Source organism: Saccharothrix sp. HUAS TT1 (assembly GCF_040744945.1).
In the GTDB taxonomy this organism is placed as follows: domain Bacteria; phylum Actinomycetota; class Actinomycetes; order Mycobacteriales; family Pseudonocardiaceae; genus Actinosynnema.
Genome location: NZ_CP160453.1, coordinates 3,584,533 through 3,597,459 on the forward strand (window position 1 = coordinate 3,584,533; position 12,927 = coordinate 3,597,459).

12 protein-coding genes and 1 pseudogene are annotated in these 12,927 nt (G+C 73.0%); 6 read left to right on the forward strand and 7 right to left on the reverse strand.

Annotated features, from left to right (window positions below; genetic code table 11):
- Nucleotides 1-43: 43 nt before the first annotated feature.
- A complete protein-coding gene (locus AB0F89_RS17590; RefSeq protein ID WP_367137497.1) occupies nt 44-586 on the reverse strand; it encodes a hypothetical protein in 543 nt (180 codons plus the stop codon).
- A 170-nt stretch (nt 587-756) separates the two neighbouring features.
- Between AB0F89_RS17590 and AB0F89_RS17595 the strand changes: the two genes are divergently transcribed.
- Entirely contained in the window at nt 757-1,257 is a 501-nt protein-coding gene (locus tag AB0F89_RS17595) for a hypothetical protein (RefSeq protein ID WP_367137499.1), read from the forward strand.
- A 29-nt stretch (nt 1,258-1,286) separates the two neighbouring features.
- Here the strand turns inward: AB0F89_RS17595 and AB0F89_RS17600 are convergent, their stop codons facing one another.
- Entirely contained in the window at nt 1,287-1,970 is a 684-nt protein-coding gene (locus AB0F89_RS17600) for an aspartate/glutamate racemase family protein (protein WP_367137501.1), read from the reverse strand.
- Between the two features lie 48 nt (nt 1,971-2,018).
- Between AB0F89_RS17600 and AB0F89_RS17605 the strand changes: the two are divergent.
- Nucleotides 2,019-2,336: pseudogene (locus AB0F89_RS17605) on the forward strand (AMP-binding protein); the annotation flags it as partial.
- Nucleotides 2,337-2,469: 133 nt separating this feature from the next.
- On the opposite strand, the gene AB0F89_RS17610 reads toward AB0F89_RS17605, so the two are convergent.
- Complete coding sequence (locus AB0F89_RS17610; RefSeq protein WP_367138900.1) at nt 2,470-4,320, reverse strand: ABC transporter ATP-binding protein; 1,851 nt, start codon at nt 4,318-4,320, stop codon at nt 2,470-2,472.
- A 170-nt stretch (nt 4,321-4,490) separates the two neighbouring features.
- On the opposite strand from AB0F89_RS17610, the gene AB0F89_RS17615 reads away from it, so the two are divergent.
- Both AB0F89_RS17615 and AB0F89_RS17620 read left to right on the forward strand, forming a co-directional pair.
- Nucleotides 4,491-5,390, forward strand: a complete 900-nt coding sequence (locus tag AB0F89_RS17615) for a proteasome assembly chaperone family protein (protein ID WP_367137503.1) — start codon at nt 4,491-4,493, stop codon at nt 5,388-5,390.
- Between the two features lie 38 nt (nt 5,391-5,428).
- Nucleotides 5,429-5,734, forward strand: a complete 306-nt coding sequence (locus AB0F89_RS17620; protein WP_367137505.1) for a chorismate mutase — start codon at nt 5,429-5,431, stop codon at nt 5,732-5,734.
- A gap of 41 nt (nt 5,735-5,775) precedes the next feature.
- Here AB0F89_RS17620 and AB0F89_RS17625 read toward each other — a convergent pair whose 3' ends face one another.
- From AB0F89_RS17625 to AB0F89_RS17635, 3 genes are read right to left on the reverse strand one after another with little or no spacing between them, the layout of a single operon-like run.
- A complete protein-coding gene (locus AB0F89_RS17625; RefSeq protein ID WP_367137507.1) occupies nt 5,776-6,747 on the reverse strand; it encodes an MsnO8 family LLM class oxidoreductase in 972 nt (323 codons plus the stop codon).
- Between the two features lie 37 nt (nt 6,748-6,784).
- A complete protein-coding gene (locus AB0F89_RS17630; protein WP_367137509.1) occupies nt 6,785-7,855 on the reverse strand; it encodes an acyl-CoA dehydrogenase family protein in 1,071 nt (356 codons plus the stop codon).
- 31 nt (nt 7,856-7,886) lie between these two features.
- Nucleotides 7,887-9,125, reverse strand: a complete 1,239-nt coding sequence (locus AB0F89_RS17635; RefSeq protein ID WP_367137511.1) for a family 16 glycosylhydrolase — start codon at nt 9,123-9,125, stop codon at nt 7,887-7,889.
- A gap of 133 nt (nt 9,126-9,258) precedes the next feature.
- Between AB0F89_RS17635 and paaZ the strand changes: the two genes are divergently transcribed.
- Complete coding sequence (paaZ, locus tag AB0F89_RS17640) at nt 9,259-11,289, forward strand: phenylacetic acid degradation bifunctional protein PaaZ (protein ID WP_367137513.1); 2,031 nt, start codon at nt 9,259-9,261, stop codon at nt 11,287-11,289.
- A gap of 110 nt (nt 11,290-11,399) precedes the next feature.
- On the forward strand, nt 11,400-12,239 hold the full coding sequence (locus AB0F89_RS17645) for an aldo/keto reductase (RefSeq protein WP_367137515.1): 840 nt from the start codon (nt 11,400-11,402) through the stop codon (nt 12,237-12,239).
- 10 nt (nt 12,240-12,249) lie between these two features.
- On the opposite strand, the gene AB0F89_RS17650 is transcribed toward AB0F89_RS17645, so the two are convergent.
- Nucleotides 12,250-12,909 (reverse strand): MOSC domain-containing protein, encoded by a 660-nt coding sequence (locus AB0F89_RS17650; protein WP_367137517.1) that lies wholly within the window; start codon nt 12,907-12,909, stop codon nt 12,250-12,252.
- Between the last annotated feature and the right edge of the window lie 18 nt (nt 12,910-12,927).

Below are 12,927 nucleotides of genomic sequence, written 5' to 3' on the forward strand. Positions count from 1 at the left end.
GAACGCGGCGGGCACGGCTCCCCGGCCGTGCCCGCAGGGCGCTCTAGTCGTCTTCCTTCGACTCGCCGCGACGGCGCATGAAGGCGAAGCCGGGGATGCCCTGGATCGCCTGCCGGACGTCGTTGGTGACCTCCAGCAGCTGGTGGATGTCCGGTCCGACGCGGTCCAGGGTGGCCAGGATCGGCAGCACGTCGTCGATCAGGTGCTTGGTCAGCACCGGGAGCTGGTCGACCAGCTGCACGGCGGCGTCCACCTCGTGCGGCGACAGGTCGTCCACGAACCGCTGCGCCAGCGGCTGGGCCGTCCGCGCGATCGGGGCGTAGGAGTCCAGCAGCTCGCGCGACGTGCGGGCGGTGCGGCCGACGTCGGTCGTCACGCCCTCGGCCGCCGCGGTGACCGCCCTGGCCCGCTCCACCAGCGCCTCGGTCTCGGCCAGCACGCGCTCGGTGCGGGTGACCATCCCGTCGGCGCGCCGGACCACGGCCTCGGCCGCGCCCAGCAGGTCGAGCACTCGGCCGGGCACGGACACGGCGGTCTCGACGGTCGTCCTCGCCAGGCCGAACAGGGCGCGCGGTGTCAGCTCCATGCCGTCCACTCTGCCGCATCCGGCGGCGCCCGGCCTCGGGGAGATCCCCGAGGCCGGGGGTTCGCCGGGTCCGGACGCGTCCCGGACGGCGTTCGGCCGAGTGTGGAGCGGGGGCTCGGCGGATATGCTGGCAGGACACCGCCCCCGTCACCTGACCAGGGGAGTTCCCATTGTCGCGCTTACGCTTCCTCGCTCACGCGATCGGCGCCGCCGTGCTGGCGGCGGGGTTGACCACCGCCGTGCTCACCGGCACGGCCAGCGCTTGCAGCTGCTACCCCGGTGACACCGAGCCGAAGCGCTACGAGCGGGCCCAGCACGTGTTCAGCGGCACCGTGGTCGCGTCCACCGTCGTCGAGGGCGGTCGGCCCGACTACGTCTGGGACGACCTCTACGACTACACCGTCGAGGTCGACCAGGAGTACAAGGGCGACGTGCCCGCCACCGTGTCCGTGACGACCAACTACGCGACGTCGATGTGCGGGTTGGGGCTCTCGGTCGGTGTGAAGTACCTGGTGTTCGCCTTCGGCGACGCCTCCGACGGCGTGGTCTCCACCAACTCGTGCTCCGGCACCAGGGGCGCGGCCGCCGGCCCGCCCGTGACGACGACCGCCGCGACGTCCGCCGCGGCGGCGGCGGTCGGCGCGGACTGCGCGGACGCCGCCCTCGCCTGACCGGGGGACCGGGGCGCCGGGGACGGTGGTCAGGCCAGCGCCAGGTCGACGCCCGCCTCCACGTGCAGGCGGGTCGAGTCGACCAGCGGCACGCCGCTGTCGGACTGGTCGACCAGCAGCGTGATCTCGGTGCAGCCGAGGATCACCGCCTCCGCGCCCCGGTCCACCAGGCGCGCCATCACGTCCCGGTACGCGGCGCGCGAGGCGGGCTCGACCCGGTTGCGGGTCAGCTCCTGGTAGATCACGTCGTGCACGAGCGTGCGGTCCGGCTCGTCCGGGACGACCAGCTCGATGCCGTGCTCGCGCATCCGGTCCCGGTAGAAGTCCTGCTCCATGGTGAACCGGGTGCCGAGCAGGCCGACGGTGCGGTACCCGGTCAACCGGCGCGCGGTGGCGTCCACGATGTGCACGAACGGCACCCCGACGGCGTCGGTGATCGCGTCGGCCACCTTGTGCATGGTGTTGGTGCACAGCAGGACCAGCTCCGCGCCCGCGCCTTCGAGCTTGCGCGCGGCCTCGGCGAGCAGTTCGCCCGACCGCTCCCACTGCCCGGTCCGCTGCAGCTCCTCGACCTCGGCGAAGTCGACGGTCAGCAGCAGGCTCGGCGCGCAGTGGTGCCCGCCCAGCCTGCGCCGGGTCTCCTCGTTGAGCAGCCGGTAGTACTCGGCGGAGGACTCCCAGCTCATCCCGCCGATCAAGCCGATGGTTCGCATGGCCGTGATTCTGCCGCCTCGCACCGCCCGGAGCTGCGGCATTTTCCCCTGGTGGCGCACCTCAGCTGCTCCTCGGGCATCTCGGACGTGCCGCTGCCGGGCGACACCACCGGCGCGAACCTCGACCGGACCGTCGCCGCGCACGGCGACCGGGTCGGCAGCTGGTCGCCCAACCGGGCCGAGTGGGTCGTGGTCCAGCACGCCACCGCGCGGATCGGCGCGATCCTGGTCACCGTCAACCCGTCGTACCGGGCGCACGAGCTGGAGCACGTGCTGAACCGGTCCGGCGTGCGCACGCTCGTCGCGGCCCGGGAGTTCAAGACCTCCGACTACGCCGGGATGATCGCCGAGGTGCGCCCCCGCTGCGCCCCGGTACGCGCACGTGGCCGACGAGTTCCCGATGACCGTCACCGGCAAGGTCCGCGAGGTGGAGATGCGCGAGCGGGCCGTCGACGTCCTCGGCCTCGCCGACGCGGACGCCGTGGAGCGCGCGCAGGCGCTACGGCGTCCGCGCCTCCTCGGCGAACTGGGTCCGGTACAGCTCCTCGTAACGGCCGCCGGCGGCGAGCAGGTCGGCGTGCGTGCCGCGCTCCACCACCCGGCCGCCCTCGACCACGAGGATCAGGTCGGCCGCCCGCACGGTCGACAGCCGGTGCGCGATGACCACCGCCGTCCGGCCGTGCAGCGCCTCGCCGAGCGCCGCCTGCACCGCGGCCTCCGACGTGGAGTCCAGGTGCGCGGTGGCCTCGTCCAGGATCACCACGCGCGGCTTGGCCAGCAGCAGCCGCGCGATCGTCAACCGCTGCCGCTCACCGCCGGACAGCCGGTAGCCGCGCTCGCCGACCACGGTGTCCAGCCCGTCCGGCAGCGACCCCACCAGCTCGGCCAGCCGCGCCCGGCCCAGCACCTCCCACAGCTCCTCCTCCGTCGCCGACGGCTGCGCGAGCAGCAGGTTCGACCGGATCGACTCGTGGAACAGGTGGCCGTCCTGGGTGACCATGCCCAGCGCGTCGCGGATCGAGTCGGCGGTCAGGTCGCGGACGTCCACACCGGACAGCCGCACCGCGCCCGAGTCCACGTCGTACAGCCGGGGCAGCAGCGAGGCGATGGTGGACTTGCCCGCGCCCGACGAGCCGACCAGCGCCACCACCTGGCCCGGTTCGGCCCGGAACGAGACGTCGTGCAGCACCTCGACCCCACCCCGGTTGTCGAGCACCGCCACCTCCTCCAACGACGCCAGCGACACCTTGTCCGCGGCCGGGTAGGCGAACCGGACGCCCTCGAACTCCACCGACACCGGACCGTCCGGCACCGACCGCGCGCCCGGCCGCTCGGCGATCAGCGGCCGCAGGTCCAGCACCTCGAAGACCCGCTCGAAGCTCACCAGGGCGCTCATCACCTCGACCCGCGCGCTGGCCAGCGCCGTCAGCGGCGCGTACAGCCTGGTCAGCAGCAGCGCCAGCGCCACCACCGAACCCGCGTCCAGCTCGCCGGCCAGCGCGTAGAACCCGCCCAGCCCGTACACCACGGCCAGCGCCAGCGCCGACACCAGCGTCAACGCGGTCAGGAACACGGTCTGCACCATGGCCGTGCGCACGCCGATGTCCCGCACCCGCCGCGCCCGCCGCGCGAACTCGTCCGACTCGTGCGCGGGCCGGCCGAACAGCTTCACCAGCGTCGCGCCCGGCGCCGAGAACCGCTCGGTCATCTGCGTGCTCATCGTCGCGTTGTGGTTGGCCGCCTCCCGCTCCAGCCGGGCCAGCCGGGCGCCCATCCGCCGCGCCGGCACCACGAACACCGGCAGCAGCACCAGCGCCAGCAGCGTGATCTGCCAGGACAGGCTGATCATCACCACCAGCGTCAGCGCCAGCGTGACCAGGTTGCCCACCACGCTGGACAGCGTGTCGCTGAACGCCCGCTGCGCGCCGATCACGTCGTTGTTCAGCCTGCTCACCAGCGCCCCGGTGCGGGTGCGGGTGAAGAACGCGATCGGCATCCGCTGCACGTGGTCGAACACCGTGGTCCGCAGGTCGAGGATCAGGTCCTCGCCGATGCTCGCCGACAGCCACCGCGCGACCAGGCCCAGCGCCGCCTCCAGGAGCGCGATCCCGGCGATGACGGCCGCGAGCACGAGCACCACCCGGTACGCCGCGCCGTTGACGATCGAGTCCACGATCCGGCCCGCGAGGACCGGCGTCACCACCGCCAGCACCGCCACGACCACGCTCAGCCCCAGGTACTGGGCCAGTCGGACCCGGTGCGGCCGGGCGAACGCCCAGATCCGGCGGAAGGTGGCCGCGGAGAACGGCCGCTTGTCGTCCTGCGCGTTCGTCACGTGGTAGAGCGACATCCACGCGGTGGTCTCCATGTCCATGCCAGGCAACGTAGGACCTGGACTCGACTGGAGGTCAAGGTTCGGGCAACCCCGCGCGAACCTTTCCGGCCGATCCGGGAATGGATCAGCGGTCGCCCGGCGTTGACCGGGGGAGACTGGCACGTGAGCACTTGGGGAGGCACGCGGTGGCGCTGGACCCGGAGGATCTGTTCGAGGTCGACTCCGACGTCCCGGACCTGACCGGAGCGGTGCTGCTGCACCACTTCGACGGTTTCATGGACGCCGGCGCGGCGGGCGGGGCGCTCGTCGCCCACCTGCTGGAGGTGCACGAGCACCGGGTGATCGCCCGGTTCGACGTCGACGACCTGATCGACTACCGCGCCCGTCGGCCGACGATGACCTACGCCACCGACCGGTGGGAGTCCTTCGACAAGCCCGAGCTGGTCGTCCACCTGCTGCACGACGCGGTCGGCACCCCGTTCCTGCTGATGACCGGCCCCGAGCCGGATCGCCGGTGGGAGGCGGTGACCGAGGCGGTGCGGTCGCTGGTCGAGCGGTGGGAGCTGCGGCTGGCCGTCAGCTTCCACGGCATCCCGATGGGCGTGCCGCACACCCGCAAGCTGTCGGTCATCTCGCACGCCACCCGGCCGGAGCTGGTCGTGGAGAGCTCGCCGTTCAACCGGGTGCAGGTGCCGGGCAACCTGTCGGCGCTGATCGAGCTGCGCCTGGGTGAGGCGGGTCACGACGCCATGGGCTTCGCCGCCTACGTGCCGCACTACCTGGCGCAGGGCACCTACCCGACCGCCGCGCTCGGCCTGCTGCACTCGTTGACCAAGTCGACCGGCCTGGTGATCCAGGCGGCCGCGCTGAACGAGGCCGCGAGCCGGACGGACGCCGAGATCGCCCGCCAGGTGGCGGAGTCGAGCGAGGTCGCGCAGGTGGTGGAGGCGCTGGAGCGGCAGTACGACGCGTTCACCGAGGCGTCGGACAACCTCCTGCTGCCCGACGACGAGCCGCTGCCCAGCGCCGACGAGCTCGGCGCCGAGTTCGAGCGCTTCCTGGCCGAGCAGCAGCGCGACCACTGACCGGCACTGACCGACCGGGGGTCGTGGATGATGGCGCCGTGCCCGAACCCACGCCCCCGACGTCGCTGGCCGACGTCCGCGCCCGCATCGACGTGATCGACACCGAGCTGGTGGGCCTGCTGGCGCGGCGGCAGGAGCTGGTGCGGGCCGCCGCGTCGTTCAAGTCGGACGACCGGGCGGTCCGGGCTCCGGACCGGGTCGCCGCGGTGGTCGAGTCGGTGCGCGAGCGGGCCGCGGCCGCCGGGCTGGAGCCCGCGGTGGCCGAGGCGGTCTGGCGGGCGATGATCGGCGCGTTCATCGAGTTCGAGCTGGCCAGGCACGCCGAAACCCGCCAGGGCGGCTGAGCCCGAGCCGGCCGGGTGGAAGCCGGGCCAAGCGGTCGAGGTCAGAGGTACAGGTCGGCGAGCAGGCGGTAGGAGTCGAGCAGCGCGGTCCGGTCGTAGGTGCTCGTGGTGACCAGCACCTCGTCGGCCGCCGTGCGGTCGACCAGCGCGTCCAGCGCCTTGGCCACCTCCGACGGCGTGCCGTGGACGTGCCCGTGCAACGCCTGCTCGAACCGCGTGCGCTCACGCTCCGTCATCGGCTCGGCGAGGACGTCGTCCGGCGCGCTCAACGGCGGGAACTCGCCGCGGGTGCGCGAGTGGGCCATCGCCCAAGCCTCCGGCAGCAGGAGTCGCCAGGCGTCCTCGGCGGTGTCCGCCACGGCGACCGTCGTGGAGACCACCACGTACGGCTCGGTCGCCCAGACCGACGGGCGGAACCTCGCCCGGTAGGCCGCGACGGCCTCGACCATCGCGTCCTCGCCGCGGAACCCGCCGATGACGAGCGGGACGCCGTGAGCCGCCGCCACGCGCGCCCCGGCCCCGGTGGCCAGCACGAACGGGGCCACCCGCAGGCCGTGGGCCGGGTAGCCGCGCACCGCCTGGTCGCCGGTGAAGTAGCCCAGCAACTCGGTGAGCTTCGGGCCGAACTCGTCGGCGTCCCCCTTGTCGTGCCCGAGCGCCCGGCGCACCGGCTCGATGAACCCGACCGACCGGCCCAGGCCCATGTCCACGCGCCCCGGGAACAGCGACTCCAGCACGCCGAACTGCTCGGCCACCACCAGCGGCTGGTGGTTGGGCAGCATCACGCCGCCCGTGCCGACCCGGATGGCGGAGGTCGCGGCGGCCACGGCGGCGGCCAGCACGGTCGGCGCGGAACCGGCCACACCGGGCACGCCGTGGTGCTCGGACACCCAGAAGCGGTGGTAGCCGAGCCGTTCCACCTCGCGGGCGAACGCGACCGTGTCGCGCAGCGCCTCGGGGTGGCCGTGCCCGGCGCGCACGCGCGACCTGTCCAGCACCGAAAGCCTCACCACCGGGTCAACGACCCGGACCCGGGCGGCATTCCGGACCTCAGAGCCTGCTGGTGTCGGTCGGCACGCCCAGCCGGACCTTCCCGTAGGTCTCGAACAACCGGCGCGACACGATCGAGTGCTGCGCGGCCACGTGGGCGTCCCGCAGGCACCGCTGCAACGGCGCGTCCTCGAACACCGAGCTGCCGCCGCCGAGGTCGAACGCCAGCCGCGTCACCGACGCCGCCTCGGCCGCCGCGTGCGAGCACGCCAACCGCAACCGCGCCCGGTCCCGCACCGAGCCCGGCGAGCCGGCCACCGCGTCCGCCCAGCGGGCCGCCACCTCGGCGTGCAGGAACGCCCGCGCCGCCGACAGCCGGGCCTCCGCCACGCCCAGGTCGTGCTGCGCCCCGACCTGCTCGGCGAGCACCGCCGACGCGTACTGGGGCGTCTTGACCACCGCCAGCGCCTCCACCTCCTCGACCGCCCGCGCCGCGATGCCCAGGCCCACCGCCGCCACGCCGACGGCCAGGAACGCGAAGAACGGGAACGTCGGCAGCGGACCGGGCACCCGCAGCGCGGGCGGCCACACCTGCCTGCGGGTGGGCACGAACGCGCCCGCCACCTCCCAGTCGTGCGACCCGGTGGCCCGCAGGCCGGCCGCGTGCCAGGTGTCGTGCACCGTCACGTCGGCCGCCGGGAAGATCATCAGCCGCGGGCCCTCCGGGGTCAGCGCGCCGCCGACGACCCAGTCGCACAGCGGCACCGCGCTGCCCCAGCCCCACCGGCCGTCGACCCGGTGCCCGCCGTCCACCGGGACCGCCCGGCCGACCGGCGCGGCGGTGCCCGCGATCACCGACTTCGGCGACCCGAACACCTCGGCGGCCGCGTCCGGTGGCAGGTACCACGCCAGGGACGACGTCGCGCTGGTCGTCATCGCCGTCCACCCGGCCGAGCCGTCGGCCCTGGCCAGGTCCTCGACGGCCACCGCCCAAGACGGCAGGTCGACCTCACCGCCGCCGAGAGAGGCGGGCGCGAGCATCCGCGTCGCGCCCGCCTCGACCAACGCCGCCACGACCGCCGGGGAGAGTCGACGATCGCGGTCGGCCGTGGTCGCTTCCGCTCTGATCAAGGTGTGCACACCGTGATCATGCACCGTCACGTCAGGAGACGGTCCACTTCTGGTTCGCGGCGCCGGTGCACGTCCACAGGTGCAGCCTGGTGCCGTTGGCGGAGCTGTTGTTCGACGCGTCCAGGCACTTGTTCGCCTGGATGTTCACGATGTCGTTCGCGCCGCTGACGGCCCACTTCTGCGCGCCGGTCCCGTTGCAGTCCCACAACTGCGCCAGCGTGCCGTCGGCCGTGCCGCCCGACGCCGCGTCGAGGCACTTGCCCAGGGCGCGGATCGTGCCGTCACCCGGCCGCGACCACTGCTGGGCGGCCGTGCCGTTGCAGTCCCACAGCTGGACCGCCGTGCCGTTGGCCGGGTTCGCGCCCGCCACGTCGACGCACTTGCCGCCGATGCCGGTGATCCGGCCGCCGGTGGGCTGGCTGCCGTCCGCCGTGGACACCCGCACGTAGTCGATCACGAACTGCTGCGGGAACGTGGTGCTCGCGTCCGGGTAGCCCGGCCACTCGCCGCCGACCGCCAGGTTGAGGATGATGAAGAACGGCTTGTTGAACACCCACTGCCGGCCGCCGAGGTCGGCGGGCGTGCGGCGCTGGTAGACGTTGCCGTCCACGGACCACGCGATGCCGCTCGGCGTCCACTCGATGGCGAAGGTGTGGAAGCCGTCGGCGAAGTTCGGCCCGTTGAAGGGCTGGCCGATGCCGCCCGCGCCCGAGTACCCCGGACCGTGGATGGTGCCGTACACGGTGTCGAGGTCGTGGCCCAGGAACTCCATGATGTCGATCTCGCCGCTGTTGGGCCACGGGTTGCCGGAGTTGATGTCCTGGCCGAGCATCCAGAACGCGGGCCAGATGCCCTTGCCGCGCGGCATCTTCATCCGCGCCTCGACCTTGCCGTAGGTCGTGGTGAACTTGCCCGCGGTGTTGATCCGGGCCGAGGTGTACTGGCAGCGGCCGTACCAGCAGTTGTAGTTGCCGGGGTTCTCCTTGCGGGCGGTGATGACGAGGTTGCCCGCGCCGTCCATCGACGCGTTGCTCGCCGACGTCGTGTAGTACTGGTGCTCGCGGTTGTTGCCGTTGTTGTCGCCGACCTCGGTGTTCCACTTCGAGGCGTCGACCCTGGTGCCCGCCGGGCCGTTGAACTCCTCGGCGAAGGTCACCGCCATGGTGCCCACGTCGGCGGCGGCGTTGGAAGCCGGGGCGGCTTGCGCGGCGGGCACGGCCAGCGCGCCGAAGGCGAGCGCGACCGCACTCACCACCACTCGTGTCCTCATCGACACTCCCTTCACTCTGGCGACGGCCAGCCAGAACTTACTGCATAGCCTTTAATCAAGTCACGATGAAAGTACGGCGCTTTACTGTCCTCATGCCGGGACACCCACCGGCCCGACGAGGAGGTCGACACCCATGGCCATGCTGCGCAGCTACGTGTCCGGGCGCTGGCACGCGCCGTCCACCGAGGGCGCCCCGCTGCACGACGCGGTGACCGGCGAGGAGATCGCCCGGATCTCGTCCCAGGGCGTCGACATGGCGGCGGCCCTGGACCACGGCAGGCGCGTCGGCGGCCCGGCGCTGCGGGAGCTGACCTTCCACCAGCGCGCGGCGCTGCTCAAGGCGCTGGCCTCGAACCTGCGGGAGCACCGCGACGAGCTGTACGCGCTGTCCGCCAGGTCGGGCGCCACCAGGACCGACTCGCTGATCGACGTGGACGGCGGCATCGGCGTGCTGTTCGGCTACGCGAGCAAGGCCAAGCGCGAGCTGCCCAACGACAAGGTGTTCGTCGACGGCGCGGTGGAGCCGCTGAGCAAGGGCGGCACGTTCGTCGGCCAGCACGTCGCCACCCCGCTGCGGGGCGTCGCGGTGCAGATCAACGCCTTCAACTTCCCCATGTGGGGTCCGCTGGAGAAGTTCGCGCCCGCGTTCATCGCCGGCGTGCCGTCGCTGATCAAGCCCGCGTCGCAGACCGCCTACATCACCGAGAAGCTGGTCGAGCTGATGCTCGCCTCGGACCTGCTGCCGGAGGGCTCGCTCCAGCTGGTCACCGGCAGCGCGGGCGACCTGCTCGACCACCTGACCGGCCAGGACCTGGTCGGCTTCACCGGCTCCGCGTCCACCGCCCAGGTGCTGCGCACGCACCCCACCGTGGTGCGCAACAGCGTCCGCTTCAACGCCGAGGCCGACTCGTTGAACTGCTCGATCCTCGGCCCGGACGCGGCCCCGGGCACCCCCGAGTTCGACCTGTTCGTCAAGCAGCTCGTCAGCGAGATGACGGTCAAGGCGGGCCAGAAGTGCACCGCGATCCGGCGCGCCCTGGTGCCCGCGCCCCTGCTGGACGCCGTCGCCGACGCCGCGACCGCGCGGCTGGCGAAGGTCGTCATCGGCAACCCGGCCAACGAGACCGTGCGGATGGGCGCGCTGGCGGGCGTCGAGCAGCGCGAGGAGGTCCGGCGGTCGCTGAAGGCGCTGCTGGAGGCCGGTGACGTCGTCTACGGCTCGCTCGACCGGGTGGACGTGGTGGACGCCGACGCCGAGCGCGGCGCGTTCCTGTCGCCCGTGCTGCTCAAGGCCGACCCCGACCGCGCCCAGCCGCACGAGGTGGAGGCGTTCGGGCCGGTGTCCACGCTGATGGCCTACCGGGACGCCGGGCACGCGGTCGAGCTGGCCGCCCGCGGCGCGGGCAGCCTGGTCGGCTCGGTCGTCACGCACGACGCGGACTTCGCCCGGGACGTCGTGCTCGGCGTGGCGCCGTGGCACGGCCGGGTGCTGGTGCTCGACCGGGACGACGCCAAGGAGTCCACCGGCCACGGCTCGCCGCTGCCGATGCTGGTGCACGGCGGGCCGGGCCGGGCGGGCGGCGGCGAGGAGATGGGCGGCATCCGGGGCGTGCTGCACCACATGCAGCGCACCGCCGTGCAGGCCAGCCCGCGGGTGCTCAGCGCGGTCACCGGGCGGTGGGTCGCGGGCGCGCCGCGCACCGAGTCGGACGTGCACCCGTTCCGCAAGTCGCTGCGCGAGCTGCGGATCGGGGACACCGTCGTGGCCGGGCCGCGGACCGTGACGCTCGCCGACATCGAGCACTTCGCCGAGTTCACCGGCGACACGTTCTACGCGCACACGGACGAGGAGGCCGCGGCGGCGAACCCGTTCTTCGGCGGCCGGGTCGCGCACGGCTACCTGGTCGTGTCGTTCGCGGCGGGCCTGTTCGTCTCGCCCGAGCCGGGGCCGGTGCTGGCCAACTACGGGCTGGAGAGCCTGCGGTTCCTCACGCCGACGTTCCCCGGCGACGAGCTGACCGTGACGTTGACCGCGAAGCAGATCACGCCGCGCGAGGACCAGGAGTACGGCGAGGTCCGCTGGGACGCCGACCTGGTCAACCAGAAGGGCGAGTCGGTGGCCAAGTACGACGTGCTGACGCTGGTGGCCAAGAAGCAGGCGTGACCGGGAAGCGGGCGTGACCAAGAAGTCGTCGGGAACGGGAACACCGCCGCGCCCCGCCCGGTTGGCGCGGAGGGAGACCGATTCTCAACGAGCTTCGAGGAGCACCTGAGGTGTCTGAGACCTTTGCGCTGGGCGGGGACCTGACCGTCAACCGGCTCGGCTACGGCGCCATGCGGCTGACCGGCGAGGGCATCTGGGGCTACCCGGCCGACCGCGACAACGCGATCGCCCTGCTGCGCCGGGTGGTCGAGCTGGGCGTCAACTTCATCGACACCGCGGACTCCTACGGTCCGCACATCAACGAGGAGCTGATCCGGGAGGCCCTGCACCCGTACCCGGAGGACCTGGTCATCGCGACCAAGGGCGGCCTGCTGCGCACCGGCCCGAACGAGTGGCCGGTGCTCGGCAAGCCCGCCTACCTGCGGCAGGCCGTGGAGACCAGCCTGCGCCGGCTCGGCCTGGACCGCATCGACCTCTACCAGCTGCACCGCGTCGACCCGGACTTCCCGCTGGAGGACCAGGTCGGTGAGCTGCGCGAGCTGCAGGAGGAGGGGAAGATCCGGCACATCGGGCTGTCCGAGGTGGACGTGGACCAGCTCGAGGCGGCGCGGGCGGTCGCGCCGATCGTCAGCGTGCAGAACCTCTACAACCTGGCGAACAGGCAGCACGAGGCCGTGCTGGAGGCCACCACCGAGCAGGGCATCGCGTTCATCCCGTGGTTCCCGGTGGCGACCGGCGAGCTGGCCCGGCCGGGCGGGGTGCTGGACGAGGCGGCCCGGGAGCACGGCTCCACGCCCGCGCAGCTCGCGCTGGCGTGGCTGCTGCGCAAGTCGCCGGTCGTGCTGCCGATCCCCGGCACCTCGTCCATCGCGCACCTGGAGGAGAACGTCGCGGCGGCCGGGATCGAGCTGACCGACGAGGAGTTCGGGAAGCTGTCCGCGCTGGCCTGACCGCTCCGCGCTAAGCCGGGTCGAACTGCCGCTGTTCGACCCGGCTCCGCAGCTTGTCGGGCAGGTCGGCCAGGGCCGGGCGCAGGTCCGGCAGCAGCTCGGGCTCCAGGGTCAGGGCGCGGAAGACGACCGCCACCGTGACGTCGTGGTCCGGCCGGTGCACGACGTCGATCCCGTCACCCGCGGCGATCGTGCCGGGCTCCAGGACCTTGAGGTAGGCGCCGGGCAGTGCCCGTCGGGTGAACGTCTTCACCCACCCCCGCTCCTCCATCACGCCGGCGAACGTGCGGCACGGGATGCGCGGGCTCGTCACCTGGAGCAGCAGCCCGCCGATCCGCCACCGCTCGCCGATCCGCGCGCCGCACACGTCGACGCCGACCGTGGTCAGGTTCTCGCCGAACAGACCGGGGCCGAGGTCGCGGCCCAGCTCCGCCGACCAGCCGTCCAGGTCCTCCCGCGCGTAGGCGTAGACGGCCTGGTCGTCGCCGCCGTGGTGGGCCAGGTCCGAGATGTGGTCGCCGACGAGGCCGCTGCCGCCCTCGCCCCGCGCGCCCGGCGCGCGGACGTCCACCGGGCCGGCCGCGGGGCGCTTGACGATGCCGGTGTGGCCCAGCTGGGCCTGGTCGAGGTCGACGCGGGAGCCGACGTTGATCGTGAGCACGTGAGGCATGGGACCGACGTTAGCCGA

Bases quoted from the DNA above. Each gene is read 5' to 3' on its own strand.
- AB0F89_RS17650 (WP_367137517.1), bottom strand. From the start codon at position 12,909: ATGCCTCACGTGCTCACGATCAACGTCGGCTCCCGCGTCGACCTCGAC.
- AB0F89_RS17600 (WP_367137501.1), bottom strand. From the start codon at position 1,970: ATGCGAACCATCGGCTTGATCGGCGGGATGAGCTGGGAGTCCTCCGCC.
- AB0F89_RS17635 (WP_367137511.1), bottom strand. From the start codon at position 9,125: ATGAGGACACGAGTGGTGGTGAGTGCGGTCGCGCTCGCCTTCGGCGCG.
- AB0F89_RS17610 (WP_367138900.1), bottom strand. From the start codon at position 4,320: ATGTCGCTCTACCACGTGACGAACGCGCAGGACGACAAGCGGCCGTTC.
- AB0F89_RS17590 (WP_367137497.1), bottom strand. From the start codon at position 586: ATGGAGCTGACACCGCGCGCCCTGTTCGGCCTGGCGAGGACGACCGTC.
- paaZ (WP_367137513.1), top strand. From the start codon at position 9,259: ATGGCCATGCTGCGCAGCTACGTGTCCGGGCGCTGGCACGCGCCGTCC.